The following is a 24546-nucleotide window of genomic DNA, read 5'->3' on the forward strand; positions in this document are numbered from 1 at the left end:
TTTATCAAATACACTATACGGAAAAACGCACATGCGCGTTTCCCAAACCGATTATCTAATCGGCATAAAATTTAAGTCATTAATTTTAGAAATTTTATCTTTACAGAGTTGGGATAACGCGCATGTATTTTGACTAAAAAGCACTAAAAACAAGGGCGAATTACTCCGCCCATTTGCCCATAGTGCATCTATCGTTGCTACCAAAATCCCGCACAGTGGCGACATTCTCATAGCCTAACTCGATAAGCTTTGCCCTGAGTTTGACCGCCTGTTCAAAACCGTGTTCGAGCAGGATATAACCGTTAGGTTTTAAATAATCCCGGGCGGTTTTGGCGATATAGTAGAGATCGGCAAAGCCTTCCTCGGCGGCGGTTAATGCACTCTGTGGCTCGAAGCGTACATCGCCTTGGTGCAAATGCTCATCCGCTTCATCGATATAGGGCGGGTTTGAGACGATTAAGTCAAAATCCCGCGACTTTACCGCACTAAACCAATCGCTCTGGAGGATTTCAACCTGCGGCAATTTTAAGTTTTCGCGGTTGGCGATCGCCAGTGCTACGGCATCATCAACTTTATCGACCGCGGTGATTTCCCATGACTCACGTTCAGACGCCAGCGCCAAGGCAATAGCGCCTGTGCCTGTGCCTAAATCGAGCACTTTCGCATAGGTCGATAGGGGGAGATTTAGCGCGGTTTCAACCAAGATTTCCGTGTCTGGCCGTGGGATCAAGGTCGTGTCATTCACGATAAACGGCAGTGACCAAAACTCTCGTTCCCCGACAATATGCGCAACTGGTACGCCTTTCTGGCGCTTTTGCACCATTTGTACGAAGCGTTTCCACTGCTCAACCGTCAAGGCTTTTTCCGGCCAAGTGTATAAATAAGCACGGCTTTTATTGAGGCTGTACAGGAGTAAAACCTCTGCATCCAAATGGGCGGATTCAGAGGTTGGCGCTAACTGCACATAAGCCCATTGTAGGGCTTCGGCGATGCTAGATTGTTGTGACAAAATTACCCCTGCTCGTCAGCCAGTGCGGCCAACAGATCGGCCTGATGCTCTTGCATCAAGGGAGCCAGAATCGCGTCTAAATCCCCTTCCATCACTTCATTTAAGCGATACAAAGTTAAGTTGATACGATGTTCACTCACCCGGCCTTGGGGGAAGTTGTAGGTACGCACGCGCTCGGAGCGATCACCACTGGCGACAAGGCTACGGCGGGTCGATTCTTCCGCGCTACGGCGCTTTTCGTCTTCAACCGCTTGAATACGGGCGGCCAGAACGCTCATGGCTTGGGCGCGGTTCTTATGTTGTGAGCGTTGATCTTGGCATTCCACCACAATCCCAGTCGGGATATGGGTAATACGAATCGCCGAGTCGGTTTTGTTAACGTGCTGACCACCGGCGCCCGATGAACGGAAGGTATCGACCTTCAGATCTGCAGGGTTAATGGAAATCGCTTCTGCTTCAGGCACTTCATGCATGACAACCACAGTCACCGCCGAGGTATGCACACGGCCCTGGGATTCGGTTTCTGGCACACGTTGCACACGGTGACCGCCGGATTCAAATTTAAGCTTACCGTAGGCACCTTCACCGCTCACTTTAACGATGATTTCTTTAAAGCCGCCGTGTTCGCCTTCGTTGCTGCTCATGATTTCTAACTGCCAACGATTCGCTTCGGCATAACGGCTATACATACGGAACAAATCGCCCGCAAAAATCGCCGCTTCATCGCCACCCGCACCGGCTCGGATTTCGATAAAGGCGTTAGTATCATCGTTGGGATCCTTTGGCAGCAGTAGGATCTGCAGCTCAGCTTCGAGTCGCTCAAGCTGTGCTTTTGCGGCCTTCATTTCTTCTTGGGCCATCTCGCGCATTTCGGCGTCATCTTCTTCCAACATTTCCTTTGCGGAGTCGAGATCAGCCAGTGCTTGCTGATAGGCTTTAAAGCCTGCAACCACTTCTTCTAGCTGAGAATATTCTTTGGATAATGCGCGAAACCTGTCTTGATCTGCGATAACCGACGCATCACCAAGCAAAGCCAATACTTCTTCATTGCGCTCGAGCAAGCCTTCCAGCTTGCGGATAACGGATTCCTTCATTTAACTCGCTAACCTTAGTTTTTATCTAATCCAAGCGCTGTTCTTAACTGACCTAGTGTATTCAAATCCCCCTGACGGCTCGCCGCCGTGAGGGCTTGGGTAGGTGCGTGGATAAGTTTGTTGGTCAGGCGATTGGCTAGTTCAATCAATACCTGCTCAGTGTCGCTCCCCTGGGCTAATTTATTCAGGGCGCGTTCCACTAACTCATCTTTTATCGCCATGCTCTGATTGCGATACTCACGAATACTGTCGACCGACTCTAAAGAACGCACCCAATCCATAAATAGGTAAGATTGTTCTTCAGTAATTAATTCAGCTTGCTCGGCGGCTTCTTTTCGAGAAGCCATATTCTGTTCAATAATGCTATGCAGGTCGTCCACTGTATACAGAAACGCGTCATCCAAATCGGCGACTTCCGGTTCAATATCCCGGGGAACTGCTATATCAACCAATAACATAGGTTGATGGCGACGCTGCTTTAGCGCTTTTTCGACCATGCCTTTACCAAGGATTGGTAGCGGGCTGGCGGTAGAGGATATCACGATATCGGCTTTAGGGAGAAAATCTGGTATCTGTGCCAGTGTAATTGCTGTAGCGCCAAATTCTTCGCACATGCCTTGGGCGCGTTCTAGAGTCCGGTTTGCCACCACCATAGAGGCCACACCATTGTCTTTTAAATGTTTGGCCACCAGCTCAATGGTTTCACCCGCACCGATAAGCAATACCTTAGTGGTCGACAGTGATGAGAAGATATGTTTCGCCATGCTCACAGCGGCAAAGGCCACAGATACAGCGGCGGCGCCAATTTCCGTTTCGGTGCGCACTTTTTTAGCCACCGAAAAGGTATTTTGGAATAAGCGGTCTATGGTTAAGGCAACTGTGCCAGCTTCTTTGGCTTTCGCGAAGGCTTGCTTCACCTGCCCCAGAATTTGCGGCTCACCTAAAATCAACGAGTCGAGCCCAGAGGCGACGCGCATTAAATGTTTGACCGCGGTTTGGCCGTGGTAATTGTAGAGGCAAGGCGCCACATCTTTATGATCTAGGCCATGATATTGTTCAAGCCATTCGATGATATCGGCCTCGTCGCCATTGTTGCAATACAACTCAGTGCGATTACAGGTCGAGACAATAACGGCTTCACCCGAGCGTGTACGACTGGCCAGACTCTTCATGGCATCATGAATTTTGTCCGGAGAGAAGGCGACTTTCTCACGCAGGTCTACCGTGGCTGTTTTATGGTTAATACCGATTGCTACAAGGCTCATCTGACTCTTTCTAGATTCTTGGCGTCTATCTTATTAAGGGCATTCTACTGAATTGGCCCAACTAAAAACAGAATACGCTTAACAAAACCGAATAAAGGTCTAACTTCTTACCTAAATTTTCTATCAATCTAGCTAAGTAAGGATTGTCTTTGCGAGGCAAACCTAAGTGACCACCGATGGAAATTTTACGAATGGCATTGGTATTCTTTCCAAGCCCTCGTATCATAAGGACTTTGGTATATCAGTCATAGATGAATAATTTGAAGCGCCTCACAAAATCCATTTTCTCTTATATCGCCTTGAGTGTCTTACTCTTTTTAGCTGGTTGTCAAACACGACCACCCTTGGACGACTTAAGCCCCATCACAGTCAGTGATGCCAAGCAAGCGAGCGCCTGGGAGCTTCAGGGCAAACTCGCCATTAAAACCCCCGATGACAAGCTCAGCGCCAACCTTTATTGGCGCCATACCGAAACCCACGACAAGTTAACCCTCACCACCATGTTAGGCACCACAGTCTTAACCCTAGAGGCTACCCCAGACTCGGCCCATTTGCATATCGATGGCAAAGATTTTAAAGACAATAACGCCCAAGCATTACTCGAACGGGTTAGCGGTTGGTCAATTCCCTTAGCCGATTTACCTTTATGGATAACAGGCCAAATTGGCCGAGATGATCAGGTCATCGAACGCGATAGCCAAGGCAAACCTAAACTACTGACCAATACCCAAACCCCACCACCTTGGCAAGTCGCATTTTTACGTTGGCAATCCCAAAGTGGGACGACTGTCCCCCATCAACTCAAGCTTGAACGCGGTGATTTACAACTAAAACTACAACTGAATCAATGGCAAGCACTCGGAAAACCCACAGTGATGATAGGAGAAAAACCTTAGCATGTCAGACGCCATTTCCCGTCATTGGCCCGCACCAGCCAAGCTTAATTTGTTTTTACATATCACTGGCCGCCGTAGCGACGGCTACCATGAATTGCAGACCTTGTTTCAATTTATCGATTGCTGCGACATGCTAGATTTCAAAGTAACCGATAGCGATGAACTGATTTTGCACTCCAATATGTCGGCTGTTGTCGCAGATAGCGATAACTTAATTCTGCGAGCCGCAAAATCACTCCAACAAGTGACAGGCTTTAAGGGCGGAGCGGAGATCTGGCTCGATAAGCGTCTGCCAATGGGCGGCGGTTTAGGGGGCGGTTCCTCCGATGCTGCGACCACCTTAGTGGCCTTAAACAAGCTGTGGGACACCCAATTATCGACCGAAGATTTAGCGACAATTGGACTGAAGCTTGGTGCCGATATTCCTGTTTTTATTCATGGTTTCGCCGCTTTTGCCGAAGGCGTAGGTGAACGCTTACAAGCGGTAAATCCGAGTGAGCCTTGGTATTTAGTTATCGCACCCGACGTTCACGTTTCGACCGCCGCCGTCTTTCAAGATCCCCTGTTGCCGCGTAATACCCCCAAACTGGCCATCGACACTTTACTAAGCCAACCTTGGGCAAATGATTGTCAAAAACTGGTCGTATCTAAATACCCTCAAGTTGCCAAGGCCTTAGGCTGGCTGCTAGAATATGCGCCGTCGAGAATGACCGGAACAGGCGCATGCGTGTTTGGGGAATTTACACAACAGCAACAAGCTCTCGCAGCCTTGGCGAAGTTACCGTCTGATATGCAAGGATTTGTTGCAAAAGGGATGAATATTTCGCCGCTCATCACGCGACTCAGTCATCCATAAACTACATTCTTCTAGGGTAGCTCATATACGATAACGCCTCGGGTCCTCCCGTCCCTATATCGTCGTTACCCTAGCCACTAAAATATAAAGCAAACGCCTGAGGTTCATACAGTGCCCGACATCAAGCTCTTTGCTGGGAACGCCACCCCCAGTCTCGCTAAGAAGATAGCCGATCGTCTATTTTGCAAACTCGGAGACGCAGTGGTTGGTCGTTTCAGCGATGGTGAAATCAGTGTCCAAATTAACGAAAATGTACGTGGAGCCGATGTGTTTATCATCCAATCCACCTGTGCGCCGACCAACGACAATCTGATGGAACTCATCGTGATGGTTGATGCTCTGCGCCGTGCATCTGCGGGTCGTATCACCGCAGTGATCCCTTACTTTGGTTATGCACGTCAAGACCGTCGCGTTCGTAGCGCCCGTGTACCTATTACCGCCAAAGTGGTTGCCGATTTCCTATCAAGCGTCGGTGTTGACCGTGTTCTGACCTGTGACCTGCATGCTGAGCAAATCCAAGGTTTCTTCGATGTTCCTGTGGATAACGTATTCGGTAGCCCAGTGCTACTGGAAGATATGTTAGCCAAGAAACTCGATAATCCTGTGGTAGTTTCACCGGATATTGGTGGCGTTGTTCGCGCTCGTGCAGTGGCAAAACTTTTAGATGATTCTGATCTAGCCATTATCGATAAACGTCGCCCACAGGCGAACGTTGCCCAAGTCATGCATATTATCGGTGATGTTCAAGGCCGTGACTGCATTATCGTTGACGATATGATCGACACAGGCGGCACTCTGTGTAAAGCGGCTGAAGCCCTAAAAGAACATGGCGCAAACCGCGTATTTGCCTACGCGACTCACCCAGTGTTCTCTGGCAAAGCGGCTGAAAATATCGAAAACTCAGTGATCGATGAAGTGATAGTCACAGACACTGTGCCTTTAAGCCCTGAAATGCTTAAAGTGGCTAAAGTGACTCAGCTAACTATGTCAGCTGTATTGGCTGAAGCCATTCGTCGCGTCAGCAACGAAGAGTCTATCTCTGCGATGTTTAGCCACTAATAGGCTAGCTCGTGATGATAAAAAAACGCACTCGATTGAGTGCGTTTTTTATTTGTGCCAAAGGCGGCTTAGATTTTAAAAACTTAGGTTTTAAGAGCTTAAATTTTAAAATTACTGACTGCGCGATGCAGATACTCGGCCTGTGCCTTAAGCTCGTCCGATGCCGATGCGTTGGCATCCGCCGCCTCGGATGATTCCTGGGCAATATCCCGAATCACCACCACATTCTTATTCACCTCGGCAGCCACCATGCTCTGCTCCTCAATGGCGGCGGCGATCTGTGTACTCATATCCATAATATTACGCACATCGGTATTGATAAGCTTCAGTAATGCGCCCGCTGCCGCGGCCTGTTCGGCACTCTCGGCTCCTTGTTTTTGACTCGCATCCATCAATTGCACGATTGAGCGGGTACGGCTCTGGAGTGTTTGGATAATATTAGCAATCTCCTGTGTCGATGATTGAGTGCGCATCGCTAGGCTACGCACCTCATCGGCCACCACCGCAAAACCACGGCCTTGTTCACCGGCCCGCGCCGCCTCAATCGCCGCATTAAGCGCAAGGAGATTAGTTTGCTCGGCAATGCCACGGATCACATCGAGCACGCTACCGATAGTCTCACTGTCGCGCTCGAGTTCATCAACCACAGACGCACTATCATTAATTTGCTGCGCCAATTGCTCAATTTTCTGAATGGTCTGCATAACCTCATTTTGCCCCATTTGGGCATTGTCATGGGTTTTACCCGCCTTGAGGGCCGCAAGCTCAGTGGTCTTGGCAATTTCATCGATAGTCGCGCCCATTTCGGTAATCGCCGTTGCCACCATATCGGTTTCATTGAGCTGCTGCGTTACCCCTTGGGATGCTTGGATTGCATTTTCTGAGACACGTTTGCAGGAGGTATTAATCGTGGCGACCGACTCGATAACCTGTTCGATTAACTGCTGAAAAGTATCGACCATACTATTGAAGTGTTTAGCAATTTCCCCCAACTCATCCTGAGTAGAGGTATCGCATCTTAGGGTAAGATCTTTACTGGCCTCAATACGGGAAATCACCTGAGTGATGCGTTCGACGGGGGCGATAATGCTACGAATAATAAAATAAGTTATGACGCTAAGCAGCACGGCTATCAGGATAAACACCATAATACCAATATTGACACTGTCACTCTCAGCCTCATCAATGGCTTTAAGCGCAAGGGTATGCAGCTCAATCGCACTCGATTCGGTTAACCTGTTGGCCGCGATCAGTTGCGCCATAGTGCCATCTTTTTCACTGAGCCCAAATTGCTGCTCCTTGCTCACTAAACTTTTGAAGTCCTTTTGATATTGGTTTATCAGGGTGGCTATTTTAGCTTGGGTCGCGCTATCGAGACTGGATGTCAGTAAACTGCTATTAAATAAGGCAATGTTAGCGTCGAAGGTATCAACATAACTGAGCTCTCGGCGTAGCATAAAATCCTTTTCGTTACGCCTTAATTGCAGCATTGCGACCTGCAAGGATAATTGGTCGTACTCCTTCAACAGTGTTTCGACATTATGCACTGCGGATCTAAGGGTGCCATATAACCCAGTTTTAGGCGTTAATCCTATTTCTTGCTGTAATTGAGCAACTTCATTAAAAGCCGATTGGTACTGGTTTAAATTACGATCAAAATTTTCAAGCGAACTGGTAGCCACGGCATATTTATTAAAGGTTTGCTCTAATTCGGAGATGATTTTATCGATTTGGGAATGTATTTCCTTATGCTTTTCAAAATACTGTAAATCTTTACGGGCAAAGAAATCCTTCTCATTCTTACGCAACAACAAAACGTCTCGCTCTAACTCGAGCACGTCTTGGGCCGCATTAGCGAGTTCCGAACTCACCGAATTGGAATGGAGCTGCAGCCCAAACATTCCAATTAATGCAGTGATGGATACAGCTGCACTGAGTAGCAGCTTAGAGCGGATTAACATAGAAAGTCCCTAATAAATATAATGTCTCTTAAAAAGATAGCTGGGAGTTTGGCCTTTAGCAGTAAAAGTTTCCCAGTACATCAAAAGTTCATTTTTATACAATAATCCTTGCCGATTTATTCCCCTATTCAACATTCCCAGCCCATATATCGCCCCGCATAGCGGGCCACATAATGCGCCCAATTCATTTATTTCTATTTGATTGAGTTACTATATAACATTGAACATTTTGGGGCGCATTATTCACGATAGCATTCTGTATAAAACATTTTACTTCATAAACTTAGCGCTCTTATTGTCAATAAATTCTACTACATTCTTGAAACGCCAACATGCTCTAAAATGTGCAACATAAATATTTTTTAAAATGATCCAAACCTTTTGACCTTTCCATAGCGTCAAAACTACAACAAATAACCATAACGACAGGAAAGTACAGTGACGGCAGGGATACTCCCACTCAATAGCACAGCGTCGGACTTTGATCTTGTTACCTTAGCAGGACAAGGCGATCGCTCAGCATTTAAGCAACTGTACTTAAACCATCATCAACGTATTTATGCGCTCTCTCTACGTTTGTGTGGCCAGGCGGCCCAGGCCGAAGAAGTCACCCAGGAGTGTTTTATTCTTGTATGGCAAAAGTTGCCGCAGTTTCGGGGAGATAGCCAATTTTCAACTTGGTTACACAGCATTTGTGTAAATCAGGCCCTAAGCAGTATTCGCAAGCAAAAATCCTTTTGGGCGCGTTTTATACCGCTGGAAAACGACCATCAGTTCCCAGGCACAGATGAGGACTATCAAGGGTTAGATAAATTGATCCTTAGGCTGCCAGAACGGGCTCGTATCGTGTTCGTCCTTTGTGCCATAGAAGGCTATCAACACGAGGAAATAGCCGACTTACTCGGCATTGCCGTCGGCACCAGTAAGACGCAATACCACAGAGCGAAGCAATTACTACAGGAGATGCTGTAATGACATTAACGCCGCGTTCCCGTGAAGAACAACTCGAGCAATTGGTCGCAAAGGCACCTAAAGGCTTAGCCCCAGAACGAGACCTTTGGTTGACCATAGAAAAACGCATGGATAAACCATTGAGCCCCAAAGCGGATATCTCTAAATACGGTCGCCCACTGTGGCCGCAGTGGGCCATGGCGGCGACGATATTGTTGGCGGTATTTTTCGGCTACCAATACCAAGGGATAACCCCCACAACACAGAACACGGCGCAGCAAGCACCAAAGGACAGCGATAAGGCTTTGCAAACTCTATTGACGCAAATAGCCACCATGCACCAAGGGCAAGTCGATGCTCTCGAACACACGCCCAATGCGCTTATATGGCAGACCCGTCATTTAAGTGCTCCACTGGAGCAGGGATTAGAAGAACTTAGGCGCGCAGGTGCGCAGATTTATCAAGCATTACAAGCGAATCCAACCGATAAACAACTTTGGCAACTCTGGCTTTGGGTGCAGCAGCGTGAACTCGAACTACTGCAGCAAGGCCAAAAACTGCCCATTAAAAACTCAACACAAGGAAACACCCTATGAGCAACATGAACCTGACCAAGACCAGTCTATTAGTGTCAACTTTCTACCTCGGTTTAATGGGCACAGTGTTTGCCGCCCAGAGTGTGGACAAACAATTGAGTATCAGCAGTGGGACTCAACTGCAAATCAAGATCCAGCGTGGTGAAGTACAGATCCAAAGTTGGGATAAAAATGAGGTGAGCGTGACCGGAACCCTCGATGAACTGAGCGAAGGTTTTATCTTCGAGCAAAAAGGTAATAACCTGAATATCGAGGATAAAATGCCACAACATTACAATGGCAGCGATAATAACGGCTCAAAACTGACGATTATGGTCCCCAAAACAGTTAAACTCAGTGCCGACACTATTTCGGCAAATCTACAGATAACTCAGACGCAAGGTGAACTGGATTTAAATACCGTCAGTGGCAACATCAGCGCCGATGGCCTTAGCGGTAATCCATCGCTGAACTCTGTCTCTGGGGATATCAACACCAAAGGATTAGATGGCAAAATCCTGCTAAACACTGTATCCGGTGAAATTAACGACACGGAAAGCAAAGGTGAAATCAAGTACCGTCTCGTGAGCGGCGATCTTAACAGCCAAACACTAGCTGAAAAGGTCAAAGTTGAACAAGTGTCGGGTGAAGTGACCGCCAACTTTAGCGCCGCAAAAGATATCACTCTCAGAACCGTGAGCGGCGACAGCCAAGTATCACTGGCAAAAACCTTCGATAGAGCGAGCCTAGAAAGCGTCAGTGGTGATATTACCGTCACCTTCGCGGCCATGCCCGATGCCAGTTTTGATTTAAACGGAGGTCCAGGTGGCAAAATTAAAAATGGCCTAAGCCAGGATGTACCGCAAAAACAAAAATACGTATCAAATGAATCCCTCAGCTTCCAAACGGGCACAGGCACTGCGGATGTCAGGATGAATACCGTCAGCGGTAACCTGAGCCTAAAGCAAGGTTAATCAAGACTTAGTAACAAAAATGCCGCCCAAACTTAGGCGGCATTTTTTATAGCGTGCTTCCGTTTATGGAATCTTTCAGATTGAAGCTATCTCTTCGGCGGTTAAGTAACGCCACTCCCCTAGGGCTAAATCCGGGTCCAACTCGATTTGTCCAATACTCTCACGGTGTAAACCTACGACATGGTTTCCCACGGCGGCGAACATCCGCTTCACTTGGTGATATTTGCCTTCGGTGATAGTTAAGCGTACACATTGCGGTTCAATGATCTCAAGTACCGCAGGTTTGGTCAGTCCCTCTTCATTTCTAAGCTCAACGCCGGCAGCAAAAACCTCGATTAAGCCAGCATCGACCGGTTCGGCTAATTGCACTAAATAGCGCTTACCGCAGTCTTTTTTCGGAGAGGTGATCCGGTGTGACCACTGGCCATCACTCGTGATCAACACTAGCCCTGTGGTATCGGCATCTAAACGACCAGCAATATGCAGTGTTTCAGGTTTTGCCAGTTCAAGCAGACTCAAGACAGAGGGATAGGCTTCATCTATGGTTGAGCAAATAGTATCGACTGGTTTATTCAGCATCAAATAGCGCTCGCCCACTAAGGTTATAGGCTCACCTTCGAGGCAAATCTGCATGCCATCGGTCACCTTAAAACCCGAGTCTTTGACAATAACGCCATCGCAACTCACATCGCCACGGTGTAAAGCTTTTTTGGCCAGTGTTCGAGTCAGCGAGGTACTTTCACAGATAAATTTGTCTAAACGCACGTTATTACTCAACTTAATAAATGAAAACTGCCGTATTATGGGGCCGAGCATAACAAAGGGCAAAGAATTGCTGCAGAACACGAGATGCGTTCCTATTTAGCCCTTAGGCATTGACAGCAGTCACATAGGGAAAAATGACATGACTGAGTTCCAAAAGATGATCACAGGCCAAGAATATAACTGCCTTGCCAGCGAACTCTTAAGTTTAAGAGCCCAACAACAGCAAATAAATAGACAATTAAATCAAACTATTGACCAAGACAACATAGAATACAGCCAACTCTGTCAGCAACTCATTCCCCATAAATCACCCACTGCGATTATCTCCACGCCTATTTTTATCAGTTACGGCATCAATCTCACCCTTGCCGACAAAGTGTTTATCAATGTGAATGTCACCTTACAGGACAATGCGCCCATTGATATTGGCGAGCAAACTATGGTCGGCCCCAATGTGCAGTTTTACACCTCGAGTCATCCACTCGATGCCGAGCTACGTTGCTCAGGGTTAGAAACCGCCAAAGCCATTAAGGTCGGTAAACGGGTATGGATTGGTGGCGGCGCAATCATAATGCCAGGTGTCACTATTGGTGATGACGCCATCATAGGCGCAGGAGCCCTAGTCACAAAAAATGTGGCAGCCAAAACCGTGGTCGCAGGTAATCCAGCAAAGCCCATTAGGCAACTCATTTAAGTTCATTAAAAAAGATAAAACTAAGTACTCGCTTACCTGAAAAGGCTCGCATACGGTAACTTTGACGCTGAAGAGGCGAATACGACAACTGGTAACCTTTAGTTACATATGACTGAAGATAAATCCGCGATAAAAAGTGTAATCACCTTGTTTAGCTTCCCCTTAAAGCATTAACATAGGTCCCATTGCGCCTGAAGCAATCCCAGTTTTTACCAATAAAAAGCCCAATTATGGGCACTATAATAAACTCGAAGGAAACGACATGAGAAAAGTACTCATTGGGGGACTATGTGCCTCACTTATTGCAGGCCTGACTGCCTGTAATGACAAACCCGCTGATGTGAAAACCCCAGAAGCAGAAATCAATAAATCCGCGACTGCCGCCGCCGTAACAAAAGCCTTAGGCTCAGGCATTGAATTTGCTCATTTTGATAAAGCGGTTCGTCCACAGGACGATTTCTACAAATATGTCAATGGCACTTGGTTAAAAAACACTGAAATCCCAGGGGATCGCACGAGTATTGGCGCCTTTTACGATCTACGTGAAAAATCCCGTGATGACGTAAAAGCCATTATCGAAGAAGTGGCTGCGACACCCAATTTAGCCGCTGGTACAGACGAGCAAAAAGTGGCCGATTTATATCGCTCATTTATGGATACCGCCACACTCAACAAACTGGGCGTGACACCAATCCAAGGTGAATTTGATGCCATTAATGCCCTAAAAGATAAAAATGAATTAGTAAAATACTTCGCCCACAGCCAAATCGCGGGCGCAGGGACTCCGATGGCATTTTATATCGATATCGATGCCAAGAATTCGAGCCGCTATGCGACTCACCTATGGCAATACGGTTTAAGCCTGCCGGAAAAAGACTACTACTTTAACGAGTCAGAGCGCTTCGTTAATATTCGTAAGGCTTATGTCGCCCACATCGAAAAAATGTTTACCCTAGCTGGCCTTGCAAATCCTAAGGCTAGCGCAGAAGCTATCCTAGCCCTAGAAACCGCCATTGCCGCTAAGCACTGGGATGTTGTAGAAACCCGTGACAGCACTAAGACATACAACCTATACCAAGTAAAAGATCTGGCGACCTTAGCGCCGGATATCGATTGGGCAGGTTACTTAGCCGCGTTAGGTGCCGATAAGCAAACCGATATTATCGTTAATCAACCTAGCTATATCCAAGGCCTGAACGAAATCCTCAAGACAACGGATCTCGCCACTTGGAAGACCTATATGCAGTGGCAGGTACTGACCCACGCCGCAAGCAACTTAAGCGAAGAACTCGATAACGAAAACTTTGCCTTCTTCGCTAAAACCTTAAACGGCCAAGAAGAACAAGAGCCTCGCTGGAAACGCGGTGTAGCCGCTGTTAACGCTGTTCTCGGTGAAGTCGTCGGCAAAGTGTACGTGAAGCGTCATTTTACGCCTGAAGCCAAAGAGCGTATGCAAGCCCTAGTTGAAAATCTGCGTGGCGCTTACGGCGACAGCATCAAAGATTTAACTTGGATGAGCGAGAGCACTAAAGTGGCTGCGGCGGATAAGTTAGCCAAATTTAACCCTAAAATTGGTTACCCCAACAAATGGGAAGATTACAGCAAGCTGACCATCAAGGCCGATGACTTAATCGGTAACGCTATGCGTGCCAGTGAAGTTGAGCACGCTAAGTCTCTGGCTAAACTCGGTGCGCCAATCGATAAAGATGAATGGCATATGACACCACAAACGGTCAATGCTTACTACAACCCAACCATGAATGAAATCGTGTTCCCTGCGGCTATTCTGCAACCTCCTTTCTTCAACATGGAAGCGGATGATGCGGTGAACTACGGTGGTATCGGTGCGGTTATCGGTCACGAAATGGGCCATGGTTTCGACGACCAAGGTGCCAAGTTCGATGGTGAAGGCAATATGCGTGACTGGTGGACAGCGCAGGACTTAAAAGAGTTCTCAGCCCGCGGCCAAGCACTTATCGCCCAGTACGACGGTTACGCAGTATTTGACGATCTGCATGTCAATGGCAGCTTGACCTTAGGCGAGAACATTGGTGACCTATCAGGTGTGACCATCGCTTACCGCGCATACAAGAAGTCTCTGAACGGTAAAGAAGCGCCGGTTATCGACGGTTTGACTGGCGATCAACGTTTCTTCATCGGCTTCACCCAAATTTGGCGTGCCAAAGCCAAGGAAGAAGCACTGCGTAACCGCGTAGCGACCGATCCACACTCACCTGCGGAATTCCGCGCCTTAGGTGCGTTATCTAACATGCCAGAGTTTTACACTACCTATGAAGTAAAACCCGGTGATGCTATGTATATCGCCCCAGAAAAACGCGTAAAAATTTGGTAAGCCAAATTAAGTCATAACTCTGCCACCTTGGCAGAGCCACAAAATGGCGCGACCTGTAATGGGTGGCGCCATTTTTATTGGCTCGGGCGAAGGGGATAAGCCCAAGATGAAGATGAAGATGAATAAAGCTTCATCATTGATTCAGCTCTAATTAAGCCATAGCAGCCTAAGGTGGTCACTGTGATGTGTATCACTTCAATAAGGAAGTAGGCCGTTATGAATAAGTTATTTCGTACCTTTTTTATTTTTCTACTCTTATTATCGACCCGCGCCGCAGTAGCCAATCCCCTTGATATCAATGATGCTAAGGCCGAACGTGGTAATTACAGTGCAAGACAGACACATAGCCACGATTTAGAAGGTCTTTATGCCATTAGCAGCCAAACCTTCGACACACCACGCCAAACCTCAAGCGACTTAGCAAACTTATATGCCAACGCCCACTATGCCCAAGCGGAATTAAGCCAATTACTGCAAAACATCGCCGCGCAGTCAGGCTCACAGATCATTATTCCCCCGGTTAAAAGTTACCCACGCGCAGCACAAAAAGTAGCGACAAAATTTAAAGGGGATGCCAGCCAACTCACCGATCTTGCGAGAGCCAGCATAGTCACAGATAGCATTCAAGAACTGATGCAGGCTTATCATATACTCACAGAACAAACCCAAGTCGTTAAACAGAAAAACCGTTTTGCCGAACCTAAGGCCTCAGGTTACCGTGACTTAAACTTACTGGTACGTTTACCCAGCACAGGTATGATTGCCGAAGTCCAGTTACACCTTAAGGACATTGCCCAGATCAAAAGTGGCCCAGAGCATCAGGTTTATGAAAAAGTGCAATTAATTGAAGCCAACGCCATCAAACAACAACGCCCTTTAAGCGAGTTTGAATTAGCGCAAATCGCCCAATTACGCCAAAAATCGCATAAGCTCTACCATAAAACGTGGCTTAACTATAAACGGGTCGATAATGCCAGTTTATTAAGAGCCGCCGTGGCTTAAGCAACCGCTTCCACTCTTGCGCTGGTTATCTGCAAAGATACCAGCGCTTTTTTTAGCTAAGACTTTTACAATCTATCCCGAGTCATTCCGAGTCCATTCAAATGCGGACCCACATTTAGCCATTAACACGTCTTGAATCTAAAATCCTAGGCAAGCTGAAATTCGCATCTAAGGGGTGCTTGGGTATATAATCCCGCGCCATAGTCCCAGTCACAGCCCAATGCCACAGTCAGGAAACGCCATGCACGATATTATTGAGCAGCTCCAAGAACGCAGTGAAACCGTGCCCGTGCCGCTCGAATTGCCCACATTCGAGCAATTGGTCGAAGTGGAAGAGCAGATTTTGATCTCGCTGCCGCGGGAGTTAAAGGAATACCTGCTCTATGCCAGCGATGTTATTTATGGCGCCATAGAACCCGTCACAGTGGCCGATCCCTATTCCCACACCTATTTACCCGAAGTGACCTGCTATGCTTGGTCAATCGGTATGCCAAGGGACATGATTGCCATCTGCCAGCTGGGTGACGATTTTTACTGCATCGACCAAGATGGCCAAGTGCATTTTTGGAAGGATGGCGACTTTGCCGATATCTATTGGGAATCCTTTTGGGAGTGGGTCGAAGATATTTGGTTAAAAATTAAATACTAAACTTATTTATATCGAACTTGAGAACCGCATTATGTCTAAAAATATTGGCTTGAACGCCATCGAAATGAGCTACCTACGCCAATCACTTAGCCTTAGTGTGGCGCAAGTGGGCCAACTCACCAATCACAGCGAAGCCGACGTATTGTCCTGGGAAAACGGCGAGTCGCCCGTGCCAGAACTGGCCCAGAAGAAACTATTAGAAATCGATGACATTATCGAGATGCAAGTGCTCAATACCAGCGATGGTATCGAAGCTCTGTTTAAGAAAGAACCTAAACGTCGACTCGCCTTTGTGGTCTATCCTACCCAAGGGATTTACACCCAATATAATCCGGAATTTTTAAGCTCCCTGCCGCTGACCGAGTTATATAACACCGCCGCTTGGCGGATCAAAAAGGAATGTAAGTTAGTGCTCGAAGTGGATGTCAGCCTAATTGCCTTAGATGTGGAAGCCTATAAGGCTTACCGTGAGCAAAATGGTTTAAGCGAAAGCCGTGAAAGCCGCGCTAAATGGGCGGCCACTCAGCTCTAATGCCCAGGTACCCCGAATGCTCGGCTCGGGATATGGCATAAAAAACGGCGCACTAGGCGCCGTTTTTATCTCGCAACACTCTTAGCTAATACTGCATAGCGTGAGCTAAGTTAACCTTAGATTAGAAATTCATCGTCAGTTTAGTGTAGATATAACGACCCATAGGGTTATGTACTGAAATAACATAGCCATAAAGATCAGTGTCACCGTCACCGATGGCGAAGGGTGGCTCTTCATCGAATACGTTGTTCACCCCTAAGGTCAGTTTAAACATCTCATTAAAGCGATAAGATCCTGACATATCGACTAATATCTGCGCCTCAATCGTACGTGATGTGTTGCTTTCGAAGTCAAGCACGCCATCAAAGTCAATATCGGGTGTATCTTCAAATTCACCGATATAACTTACGTTCACGTTGGCAGCAAAGTTATCCATAGTCCAATTGTTGGTCAGTAACCAACGGTGTTGAGGGAACTTGTACTCGCCAGTGTACTCGAGGCCATCTTTCTCGAAGTTATGTAAGTAGCTGTACTCTAGGCCAAATTTCAAATCACCAAAGGAATCCAATTCGAGTCCGTAGTGGGTTGAAATATCCGCACCTTGCACATCCTGTGAACTTAAGTTGATAAAGCTTGAATGGATGATACTGATTGGACCTAAGGTTTGCCCCGCCTGTGGCGCTAAACGCTCACACACTGTGCTGCTTTGGTCATTACAGTTCGCAGTATAGATATCGCCCAAGGGCTGCTTATCAATCTTATTATCTTGGGTGATACTGAAGATATCAAAACCTATATCGAACTGCTGGCTAGGTGCCCAGATCATGCCGACGTTCCAAGTCTCAGACTCTTCAGCATCCAACTCAGAGTTACCTTGGAACTCAGTGTTGTAATCCAATGCTTCACAATCAACACCATCGGCAGCGCAGCGGTAAGTATCGATAAAGAAACTACTTTCACGTGAAGGGCCTAAACCGATTTGCGCCAATGACGGAGCACGGAACCCCGTAGACCAAGAACCACGGGTAGTGAGTTCATCGGTAATCCCCCATTGGAAAGCGACCTTAGGGTTAGTCGTTGAGCCGAAATCGCTATAGTTGTCATATCGACCCGCGAGTTGTAATTCGAAGCTCTCGGTAACCGGAATCGAAAACTCCACATAACCCGCATACTGATCGCGAGATGCGGCGGCAGATACGGCTTCAGTACCAAAAATCAATCCACGTTGGAACTGCTCATCGGGTACATCACTCACGCTTTCTTCACGGTATTCAACACCCGCCGCCATCATGATATCGCGATCGGCCAGCGTGAACGCTTGGCCTGTGATATTGGCCGCATAGGAGGTCATGGTGGATAAACCTTGACGCACTAGGCTAGTGGTAATGGCATCAATCACTTCCTGGGAATTCATTGTGCCACCGAATGGGTTGTAACGACCCGCATCGATTTCAGCCTGAAGATAATCGGTTCTCACCCAACCTTGGCTACGATCGCCCGTTTGAGTCGATTCGCTGCGCCCACGTTGTACTGTGGCTTCCCAATCCCATTCTTTTACTGTGCCACGTAAACCCGCCACTATGCGTAGGGTATCGGATTCAATATCCCAACGGCGCGCTCCCGCGTCCACAGTACGGAAACGACCAATTTCGATATCTTTGCCCCAAGGGTTATTCGGATGAGTACCAGGAACCGTTAATCCTGCATCCTCATCGAGTGGCGTTGGTGCACCTCCCGCAATCGAAGTATTGTGCTGCGCAGCGAGTTCGAGGAAAGCGGTTAAATCATCGTTGAAGTGATAATCAAATTGACCAATAGCGCCGATACGTTCCGCTGCTGGCACCACTAGATTGTATGGACCATATTCAAATAGGCAGCTACCACTCGAGGTTGCGCTATCGGGAGGACAAGCAGGATCTATGGTTTTCACGCCATCGACATAAAAATAACCAGGAAAACCGCGTGAAGAACGGAAATCTTCACCACCGTAAGGCGATTGATTAGCAACGCCAAAACGCCCTAAGTCCGTCGCTGAAAGCGTATCGTTTTTAAAGTAATCGAGAATAACCGAGGCACTGCCCTTATCAGCCTTTATACCCCAGACTAAATTAGCCGTGGTTTCATCATAACCTGTGCCCGAGGTTTCACCGTAGCCGACGTTAACCTCAATACCCTCAATGTCTTTCTTCAGAACTATGTTCACCACACCCGCGATCGCATCGGAACCATAAATCGCCGAAGCGCCATCCTTAAGGATATCGATACGTTCAATAGCTGAAACGGGGATATTGTTAATATCGACGAAGGAATTAGTAATACCTTCGGCAAAAGCACTCGCCGCAACACGGCGACCGTTAATGAGCACCAGTGTTGCATCAGGGCCTAAGCCGCGCAAACTGATAGACGCGCCACCGTTGGCGGTAGAATCTTGGCTGTTTCCTCGGGTCGAGAAGGCTCCGGCGCCGTTTGCAGGCATACGTTCGAGCAATTGCTGCAGGTTATCAAAGCCCATATTGGCGATATCATCTTTACTGATCGACTGAATGGGTGAAGGCCCTTCGATATCCGTTCGCTTAATACGGGAGCCCGTTACTTCAATACGTTCAACTTTTTCTGCACCGTTATCAGCGGCATGGGCAACAGTTGGGGCAAATGCCATGGCAATCGCAATTGCGCAAGCACTGGGTAGAATTTGAGGTCTTTTCATTTACATTCCCTAGTATTGTTGTTTTTATTAAAATTATATTTACTTAATTGAAACCTAAATTTAACAATTACAAGGTAATGGGTTACAAGCCAAAGTCAATGGGGGACTGAAAAAAGTTAAACTTTTGTTACATATTAAAATAATGTATTTTCCCAGCAAGATATTCCAAGATAGCGATGCGCGCATACAGGACTGAAGAGATACCTATGGAAGACAAAATCATTTATGAAGCAGAATTTGAGGACAATTTAGGCTGGTATTGGCTACTCTCTGGGGCGGCCTATTTCAGCCTAAGTATTATAGGCATTCCTTTGTTATTACTATGGTTTCCAATTGGGTTATGGGGAACACGTCGTTATATTAGCAATATGAGCGCACGCTTAACGAACAATAAACTTATCGTATGCAGGGGAATATTAACGCGCACCGAAAACACGGTTCCCTTAGATAAAATTACCGATATGGCACTGATCCAAGGCCCGATAATGCGACTCATGGGCCTGTATAAACTAACCGTTGAAACGGCAGGCCAATCGGGTTCGGGGGCCTTGATTAGCTTAGTTGGCGTGGTCGATGCACCAAAGTTTAGGAGCTTAGTGCTAACACAAAAAGAGCGTCTGATCCCCCAAGCTTCCCAGGCTAATTCACCCTTAGCACCCCATGATCCGCTCATTCATAATGTGGCAGAAATCACGGCGAGCTTAAAACGGATTGAAGCCCTACTCAGCCAAAAACTCGGTGGCTAGCCCAAGGTTTTCTACAAAATTGATTAATCACCAATTGATAAAAAATATATCAAATGGCCCCCCATCAAATAGGCAACATTAGATAACGACATGACTCAATCTTTAATAACCGCTCCCGTAACCACTTGGTCCACCCGACTTGCCCTCGGCATCAAGGCCATGGGCCCCGGTGTCTTGATGGCCGCGGCTGCCATTGGTGCATCCCACTTAGTTGCATCCACCCGTGCAGGGGCCGAATTTGGCTGGCAACTCGCTTGGGTTATTTTAGGGGTGAATTTATTGAAGTATCCCTTCTTTGCCGCTGGAGCGCGTTACACCGCCGCCACGGGAGAAAGTTTACTGCACGGTTACTTGAAACAAGGCCGTGGCTATCTCTGGCTATTTACGGGACTCAATGTAATTGCCGCCATCGCCAGTACGGCGGGCGTTTGCATGCTAACGGCTGCCATGCTGACGCAATTTATCCCATTGCCGATTGATTGGTTGGCCCTGTTAGTGTTAATCAGTTCATTGATTTTACTTATTTTTGGTCACTATCGACTGCTAGACAAACTGACAAAAATCATTATGTTCGCCCTGACGCTCACCACATTAATTGCCGCCACATTAGCGTGGGATCATGCTCAGCCATTAGCGAGCAATTTTGTTTCTCCCTCACCTTGGCAATGGGCCTATGTGGGTTTTCTTGTCGCTATGATGGGATGGATGCCAGCTCCCATTGAGGTCAGCGCCTGGAACTCACTCTGGCTACTGGAAAAACAAAAAACCGAACAAGTCACTAAATCCCAAGCCCTACTGGATTTCAATTTGGGCTATATAGTCACCGCGCTCCTCGCCATCGTATTCCTCGCACTTGGCGCATTGGTGATGCACGGCAGTGGCGAGGGTTTCTCTGATTCTGGCGCGCAATTTGCCCAGCAATTGATTAATTTATATAGCCAAGCCATGGGTGAAGATAGCCGCTATCTTATTGGTATAGTAGCCTTTTTATGCATATTCAGCACAACTGTCACCGTTATCGATGGCTACAGTCGCACCTTAGATATGGGCTGGCGATTATTGGCTCGCCCCGCATCCCTCGATAAAAGTAACGACCGAGCTCTCACAGGAATAATGCTTGCCGTGAGCGCCCTAGGTTTATTACTGATCCTGTTCTTTAAGGGGGCATTACTGCCCTTGCTTGAATTTGTGATGATTTTGGCCTTTATGACTACGGTCGTGTTTGCGTGGCTAAACTACCGCTTAATGACCAGCACACAACTCCCAGAGGATGAAAGATACGGCCTTAAAATGAAGCTGCTATCTTGGTTTGGTTTAAGCTATTTACTTATTTTTGCTGTGCTTTTTATTTACTGGTATCTAGTGGTTAAAGTGTAGTTTGACAAACCGGAGCATGAGATATCGACTAGAGCCCATGCCGCACAGCCGCAAAATCATCCGCACTAGACTTTCCTGCTTTTCTGTGACTTTAAGTATATAATGTCGGCTCTTAAACCAGACAGCGCAGCCGCGCCAAGAGATGACCATGATTAACAATGATATTTTGCGCCGTTTGCGCTTCGTGTTTGATTTCAGCAATGCCAAAATGATTAAAATTTTTGCCAAAGCCGGAAAAGAAGTGCCCGTCGAAGAGATGATTAATCTTCTGCGTAAAGAAGAGGAAGAAGGTTATAAGGCTTGCAACGACACGACACTATGTCAGTTTTTAGATGGTCTTATCATAGAGAAACGTGGTTTACGTGAAGGGGCTGAAATACCAAAGCCAGTGTCACGCTTAAATAACAACTTAATCTTCAAAAAGCTCAGAGTCGCCCTCGAAATGCGTGAAGAAGATATAGTGGCAACCCTAGCCCTTGCCGAAGTGCAAATGTCAAAATCAGAACTGAGCGCCCTCTTTAGAAACCCTGATCATAAAAACTTCAAAGAGTGTGGCGATCAAATTCTGCGTAACTTTATCCGTGGTTTATCCCTCAAGTATCGCGGCGCATAACGCGCAGTTTCGTCGATAAAATCAAACGCAGCCTAGGCTGCGTTTTTTGTTTATCCCCTCCGCCCACAAACGGCCTAAAACCCTAAAAGGCCGCCGACAATCGCGTTACTGAATCTCGTTTTAAACAAAGGTACTTGGCTGTGGTGCAAAAAAAACCACAAATACCTCACGACACGGGCAACAAAGATCACATTTCATGATAACCTTACGTGACTTACAGCACGTATCGAACCACTTACACAATAACTCAAAGGTTACCCATGGACGATAATAAACGCCCCCTCTATCTTCCGTTTGCAGGACCTGCCATTCTTGAAGCCCCATTGATTAACAAGGGCAGTGCATTTTCTGAAGAAGAGCGTATTTTCTTTAACCTCGAAGGCTTAGTCCCCTACGCCATTGAAACGATTGAAGAACAGGCGTCACGCGCCTACGATCAGTTCAGAAGTTTCAATAACGATCTCGACAAGCATATTTACCTACGCAATATCCAAGACACCAACGAAACCCTGTTTTATCGTTTAGTGCAAAATCACATCAGTGAAATGATGCCAATCATCTACACCCCGACGGTAGGTTTGGCCTGTGAGCGCTTCTCGAAAAACTATCGCCGTAACCGCGGTCTGTTCATCTCCTACCCGAACAAGGACAGGATCGATGACATCCTCAATAACTCGACGCGCCAAAAGGTAAAGATCATCGTCGTGACCGACGGTGAACGTATCTTAGGTTTAGGCGATCAGGGCATTGGCGGCATGGGGATCCCGATTGGTAAGTTGTCGCTCTACACTAGCTGTGGTGGGATCAGCCCCGCATATACCCTGCCCATCACCTTAGACGTAGGCACCGATAATCCACAATTGTTGGAAGATCCTATGTACATGGGTTGGCGCCATCCCCGTATTGGCGGTGAAGAATATGCCGAGTTTATCGAAGCCTTTATGCAAGCCGTACATGTACGCTGGCCAGATACCCTGATCCAATTTGAAGACTTCGCCCAAAAGAATGCGATGCCAATCCTTGAGCGTTATAAGGATCGTTACTGCTGTTTTAACGATGATATTCAAGGTACTGCGGCTGTCACTGTCGGTTCCTTACTCGCCGCCTGTAAAGCCGCGGGGACAGAACTGAATCAACAACGTATTGCCTTCTTAGGTGCGGGCAGCGCAGGTTGTGGTATCGCCGAAGCCATAGTGGCACAGATGGTGTCCGAGGGGATAAGCGACGAGCAAGCTCGCAGCCAAGTCTGCATGGTTGACCGCTGGGGACTGCTGCTGGACAACATGCCGAACCTGTTGCCCTTCCAGCAAAAACTGGCACAAAAATGCGCCGACATCAGCAACTGGAGCAACTTTAGCGACAATATTTCGTTGCTCGATGTCGTCAACAACGCCAAGCCCACAGTGCTGATTGGTGTGTCTGGCGCGCCGGGGCTTTTCACCGAGGAAATTATCCGCGCTATGCACAGCCACTGTGCGCGGCCGATTATTTTCCCGCTGTCTAACCCGACTAGCCGCGTCGAAGCGACGCCAAAAGACATTCTGCACTGGACTTCAGGCCAAGCCTTAGTTGCCACAGGTAGCCCATTTGAGCCAGTGGTTGTCGAAGGTGAAACCTATGAGATCGCCCAGTGTAACAACAGCTTTATCTTCCCTGGTATTGGTTTAGGTGTGTTAGCCTCGGGTGCGCGCCACGTATCGGACGCCATGCTAATGGCCTCGAGTCGCGCCCTCGCCGAATGCTCACCTTTGGCCATTAATGGCAGCGGCCCATTACTGCCAAAACTGGAAGATATTCATTCGGTCAGTAAACATATCGCCTTTGCCGTTGGTAAAGTGGCGATTGAGCAGGGTTTATCCTTACCTGCAAGTGATGAGCTACTTAAGCAGGCGATTGAAGATAATTTCTGGAAACCTGAATACCGCCGCTATAAGCGCACGTCGTTCTAACCGTTGAGCTTCAACGCTAAGTAAAAAGCCCGTCGAATGACGGGCTTTTGCTATCTGACACAATCTGATGCTTTAAGGCGCCATCACCTGTTTAAAGCTATTGAGCATAGAACGATCGGTGCGGGCCTTTTTCAACTTACGCAGGCTTTCCTTGAGCGACTCATCGGCCAAACGGGTAAATATCCCGTTGTATTCCTTCTCGTTAATCGCTTCGTCCGTATCCGCCTGCTCAGAAATTTCCTGCGCGACTCGGCTTAATTGCAACCAAGCGTTAGCAATATAAAAACCATGGAACTCAGCCTGTGACATGAGATTACGCGCACTGGCGGGCAACGCATCCCAAGCTTGGCTAAATTTAGCTTCTCTATCTTCTAACAGCTCGGCACATAAACCTTGATAGGCCGCTAATAAGCTCTCGGGCAATTTCGCCATAGGTAACACTTTATTGGCGACATTGTGGGAAATCTGCTCGGCAGTTTCACGATAAGCGGCTGATAATTCGCTCATAAACACTCTCTA

At 47.4% G+C, this 24546-nt stretch carries 22 protein-coding genes; 15 read left to right on the forward strand and 7 right to left on the reverse strand.

The features are described 5' to 3' along the window. Window positions 1-160: 160 nt before the first annotated feature. From prmC to hemA, 3 genes are read right to left on the reverse strand one after another with little or no spacing between them, the layout of a single operon-like run. Window positions 161-1009, reverse strand: a complete 849-nt coding sequence (gene prmC, locus JFT56_RS15900) for a peptide chain release factor N(5)-glutamine methyltransferase (RefSeq protein WP_198780977.1) — start codon at window positions 1007-1009, stop codon at window positions 161-163. A 2-nt stretch (window positions 1010-1011) separates the two neighbouring features. Beyond that, window positions 1012-2103, reverse strand: a complete 1092-nt coding sequence (gene prfA / locus JFT56_RS15905) for a peptide chain release factor 1 (RefSeq protein ID WP_198780978.1) — start codon at window positions 2101-2103, stop codon at window positions 1012-1014. Window positions 2104-2117: 14 nt separating this feature from the next. Beyond that, window positions 2118-3368, reverse strand: coding sequence for a glutamyl-tRNA reductase (gene hemA, locus JFT56_RS15910; protein WP_198780979.1), 1251 nt, complete (start codon window positions 3366-3368; stop codon window positions 2118-2120). 251 nt (window positions 3369-3619) lie between these two features. Between hemA and lolB the strand changes: the two genes are divergently transcribed. The 3 genes from lolB to JFT56_RS15925 all read left to right on the forward strand — a co-directional run bounded on the left by lolB (window position 3620) and on the right by JFT56_RS15925 (window position 6179). Continuing rightward, window positions 3620-4264, forward strand: coding sequence for a lipoprotein insertase outer membrane protein LolB (gene lolB / locus JFT56_RS15915; RefSeq protein ID WP_198780980.1), 645 nt, complete (start codon window positions 3620-3622; stop codon window positions 4262-4264). Between the two features lies 1 nt (window position 4265). Next, window positions 4266-5120: a 4-(cytidine 5'-diphospho)-2-C-methyl-D-erythritol kinase gene (gene ispE / locus JFT56_RS15920; RefSeq protein WP_198780981.1), complete on the forward strand. Its 855-nt coding sequence runs from the start codon at window positions 4266-4268 to the stop codon at window positions 5118-5120. A gap of 111 nt (window positions 5121-5231) precedes the next feature. After that, on the forward strand, window positions 5232-6179 hold the full coding sequence (locus JFT56_RS15925) for a ribose-phosphate pyrophosphokinase (RefSeq protein WP_011623915.1): 948 nt from the start codon (window positions 5232-5234) through the stop codon (window positions 6177-6179). Between the two features lie 98 nt (window positions 6180-6277). Here the strand turns inward: JFT56_RS15925 and JFT56_RS15930 are convergent, their stop codons facing one another. Beyond that, the gene (locus JFT56_RS15930; RefSeq protein WP_198780982.1) at window positions 6278-8140 is read right to left on the reverse strand and encodes a methyl-accepting chemotaxis protein; all 1863 of its coding nucleotides are present in this window, start codon (window positions 8138-8140) and stop codon (window positions 6278-6280) included. 438 nt (window positions 8141-8578) lie between these two features. Here JFT56_RS15930 and JFT56_RS15935 point away from each other — a divergent pair, with 438 nt between their 5' ends. Genes JFT56_RS15935 through JFT56_RS15945 form a run of 3 tightly spaced genes read left to right on the forward strand, consistent with a single transcriptional unit; the run spans window position 8579 to window position 10640 of the window. Then, window positions 8579-9112, forward strand: a complete 534-nt coding sequence (locus tag JFT56_RS15935) for an RNA polymerase sigma factor (RefSeq protein WP_198780983.1) — start codon at window positions 8579-8581, stop codon at window positions 9110-9112. Continuing rightward, window positions 9112-9687 (forward strand): anti-sigma factor, encoded by a 576-nt coding sequence (locus JFT56_RS15940; protein WP_198780984.1) that lies wholly within the window; start codon window positions 9112-9114, stop codon window positions 9685-9687. The genes JFT56_RS15935 and JFT56_RS15940 overlap by 1 nt, the downstream gene beginning before the upstream one ends. Then, window positions 9684-10640: a DUF4097 family beta strand repeat-containing protein gene (locus tag JFT56_RS15945; protein ID WP_198780985.1), complete on the forward strand. Its 957-nt coding sequence runs from the start codon at window positions 9684-9686 to the stop codon at window positions 10638-10640. Before JFT56_RS15940 ends, JFT56_RS15945 begins: the two co-directional genes overlap by 4 nt. A 75-nt stretch (window positions 10641-10715) precedes the next feature. Here JFT56_RS15945 and rsuA read toward each other — a convergent pair whose 3' ends face one another. After that, on the reverse strand, window positions 10716-11456 hold the full coding sequence (gene rsuA / locus JFT56_RS15950) for a 16S rRNA pseudouridine(516) synthase RsuA (RefSeq protein WP_198783611.1): 741 nt from the start codon (window positions 11454-11456) through the stop codon (window positions 10716-10718). A gap of 88 nt (window positions 11457-11544) precedes the next feature. Between rsuA and JFT56_RS15955 the strand changes: the two genes are divergently transcribed. The 5 genes from JFT56_RS15955 (at window position 11545) to JFT56_RS15975 (ending at window position 16635) form a co-directional block, all read left to right on the forward strand. Then, window positions 11545-12099 (forward strand): sugar O-acetyltransferase, encoded by a 555-nt coding sequence (locus tag JFT56_RS15955; RefSeq protein WP_198780986.1) that lies wholly within the window; start codon window positions 11545-11547, stop codon window positions 12097-12099. 262 nt (window positions 12100-12361) lie between these two features. Further along, a complete protein-coding gene (locus JFT56_RS15960) occupies window positions 12362-14452 on the forward strand; it encodes a M13 family metallopeptidase (protein ID WP_198780987.1) in 2091 nt (696 codons plus the stop codon). Between the two features lie 216 nt (window positions 14453-14668). Then, window positions 14669-15454 (forward strand): RelA/SpoT domain-containing protein, encoded by a 786-nt coding sequence (locus JFT56_RS15965; RefSeq protein WP_198780988.1) that lies wholly within the window; start codon window positions 14669-14671, stop codon window positions 15452-15454. 241 nt (window positions 15455-15695) lie between these two features. Then, complete coding sequence (locus JFT56_RS15970) at window positions 15696-16103, forward strand: SMI1/KNR4 family protein (protein WP_007645391.1); 408 nt, start codon at window positions 15696-15698, stop codon at window positions 16101-16103. Between the two features lie 31 nt (window positions 16104-16134). After that, complete coding sequence (locus JFT56_RS15975) at window positions 16135-16635, forward strand: DUF4447 family protein (protein ID WP_198780989.1); 501 nt, start codon at window positions 16135-16137, stop codon at window positions 16633-16635. Window positions 16636-16756: 121 nt separating this feature from the next. Here JFT56_RS15975 and JFT56_RS15980 read toward each other — a convergent pair whose 3' ends face one another. Then, window positions 16757-19342 carry a TonB-dependent receptor gene (locus JFT56_RS15980; protein WP_198780990.1) on the reverse strand — a complete coding sequence of 862 codons (2586 nt, stop codon included), beginning with the start codon at window positions 19340-19342 and terminating at the stop codon, window positions 16757-16759. 206 nt (window positions 19343-19548) lie between these two features. On the opposite strand from JFT56_RS15980, the gene JFT56_RS15985 reads away from it, so the two are divergent. From JFT56_RS15985 to JFT56_RS16000, 4 genes are all read left to right on the forward strand, one after another. After that, window positions 19549-20088: a PH domain-containing protein gene (locus JFT56_RS15985; protein ID WP_198780991.1), complete on the forward strand. Its 540-nt coding sequence runs from the start codon at window positions 19549-19551 to the stop codon at window positions 20086-20088. 90 nt (window positions 20089-20178) lie between these two features. Further along, window positions 20179-21465, forward strand: a complete 1287-nt coding sequence (locus tag JFT56_RS15990) for an Nramp family divalent metal transporter (protein WP_198780992.1) — start codon at window positions 20179-20181, stop codon at window positions 21463-21465. Window positions 21466-21613: 148 nt separating this feature from the next. Then, the gene (locus tag JFT56_RS15995; RefSeq protein ID WP_198780993.1) at window positions 21614-22078 is read left to right on the forward strand and encodes a DUF1456 family protein; all 465 of its coding nucleotides are present in this window, start codon (window positions 21614-21616) and stop codon (window positions 22076-22078) included. A 260-nt stretch (window positions 22079-22338) separates the two neighbouring features. Further along, window positions 22339-24027, forward strand: a complete 1689-nt coding sequence (locus tag JFT56_RS16000; RefSeq protein WP_198780994.1) for an NAD-dependent malic enzyme — start codon at window positions 22339-22341, stop codon at window positions 24025-24027. A 72-nt stretch (window positions 24028-24099) separates the two neighbouring features. On the opposite strand, the gene JFT56_RS16005 is transcribed toward JFT56_RS16000, so the two are convergent. Then, window positions 24100-24534: a DUF3069 domain-containing protein gene (locus JFT56_RS16005; RefSeq protein WP_198780995.1), complete on the reverse strand. Its 435-nt coding sequence runs from the start codon at window positions 24532-24534 to the stop codon at window positions 24100-24102. Between the last annotated feature and the right edge of the window lie 12 nt (window positions 24535-24546).

Origin of the sequence: Shewanella putrefaciens, assembly GCF_016406305.1 — a bacterium.
GTDB lineage: Bacteria > Pseudomonadota > Gammaproteobacteria > Enterobacterales > Shewanellaceae > Shewanella > Shewanella putrefaciens_C.

What these genes read in the sequence shown, in the direction of transcription:
- prfA (WP_198780978.1), bottom strand. Translation starts at nt 2,103, where the DNA reads ATGAAGGAATCCGTTATCCGCAAGCTGGAAGGCTTGCTCGAGCGCAAT.
- hemA (WP_198780979.1), bottom strand. Translation starts at nt 3,368, where the DNA reads ATGAGCCTTGTAGCAATCGGTATTAACCATAAAACAGCCACGGTAGAC.
- lolB (WP_198780980.1), top strand. Translation starts at nt 3,620, where the DNA reads ATGAATAATTTGAAGCGCCTCACAAAATCCATTTTCTCTTATATCGCC.
- ispE (WP_198780981.1), top strand. Translation starts at nt 4,266, where the DNA reads ATGTCAGACGCCATTTCCCGTCATTGGCCCGCACCAGCCAAGCTTAAT.
- JFT56_RS15930 (WP_198780982.1), bottom strand. Translation starts at nt 8,140, where the DNA reads ATGTTAATCCGCTCTAAGCTGCTACTCAGTGCAGCTGTATCCATCACT.
- JFT56_RS15940 (WP_198780984.1), top strand. Translation starts at nt 9,112, where the DNA reads ATGACATTAACGCCGCGTTCCCGTGAAGAACAACTCGAGCAATTGGTC.
- JFT56_RS15945 (WP_198780985.1), top strand. Translation starts at nt 9,684, where the DNA reads ATGAGCAACATGAACCTGACCAAGACCAGTCTATTAGTGTCAACTTTC.
- rsuA (WP_198783611.1), bottom strand. Translation starts at nt 11,456, where the DNA reads ATGCTCGGCCCCATAATACGGCAGTTTTCATTTATTAAGTTGAGTAAT.
- JFT56_RS15955 (WP_198780986.1), top strand. Translation starts at nt 11,545, where the DNA reads ATGACTGAGTTCCAAAAGATGATCACAGGCCAAGAATATAACTGCCTT.
- JFT56_RS15960 (WP_198780987.1), top strand. Translation starts at nt 12,362, where the DNA reads ATGAGAAAAGTACTCATTGGGGGACTATGTGCCTCACTTATTGCAGGC.
- JFT56_RS15965 (WP_198780988.1), top strand. Translation starts at nt 14,669, where the DNA reads ATGAATAAGTTATTTCGTACCTTTTTTATTTTTCTACTCTTATTATCG.
- JFT56_RS15970 (WP_007645391.1), top strand. Translation starts at nt 15,696, where the DNA reads ATGCACGATATTATTGAGCAGCTCCAAGAACGCAGTGAAACCGTGCCC.
- JFT56_RS15975 (WP_198780989.1), top strand. Translation starts at nt 16,135, where the DNA reads ATGTCTAAAAATATTGGCTTGAACGCCATCGAAATGAGCTACCTACGC.
- JFT56_RS15980 (WP_198780990.1), bottom strand. Translation starts at nt 19,342, where the DNA reads ATGAAAAGACCTCAAATTCTACCCAGTGCTTGCGCAATTGCGATTGCC.
- JFT56_RS15985 (WP_198780991.1), top strand. Translation starts at nt 19,549, where the DNA reads ATGGAAGACAAAATCATTTATGAAGCAGAATTTGAGGACAATTTAGGC.
- JFT56_RS15990 (WP_198780992.1), top strand. Translation starts at nt 20,179, where the DNA reads ATGACTCAATCTTTAATAACCGCTCCCGTAACCACTTGGTCCACCCGA.
- JFT56_RS15995 (WP_198780993.1), top strand. Translation starts at nt 21,614, where the DNA reads ATGATTAACAATGATATTTTGCGCCGTTTGCGCTTCGTGTTTGATTTC.
- JFT56_RS16000 (WP_198780994.1), top strand. Translation starts at nt 22,339, where the DNA reads ATGGACGATAATAAACGCCCCCTCTATCTTCCGTTTGCAGGACCTGCC.
- JFT56_RS16005 (WP_198780995.1), bottom strand. Translation starts at nt 24,534, where the DNA reads ATGAGCGAATTATCAGCCGCTTATCGTGAAACTGCCGAGCAGATTTCC.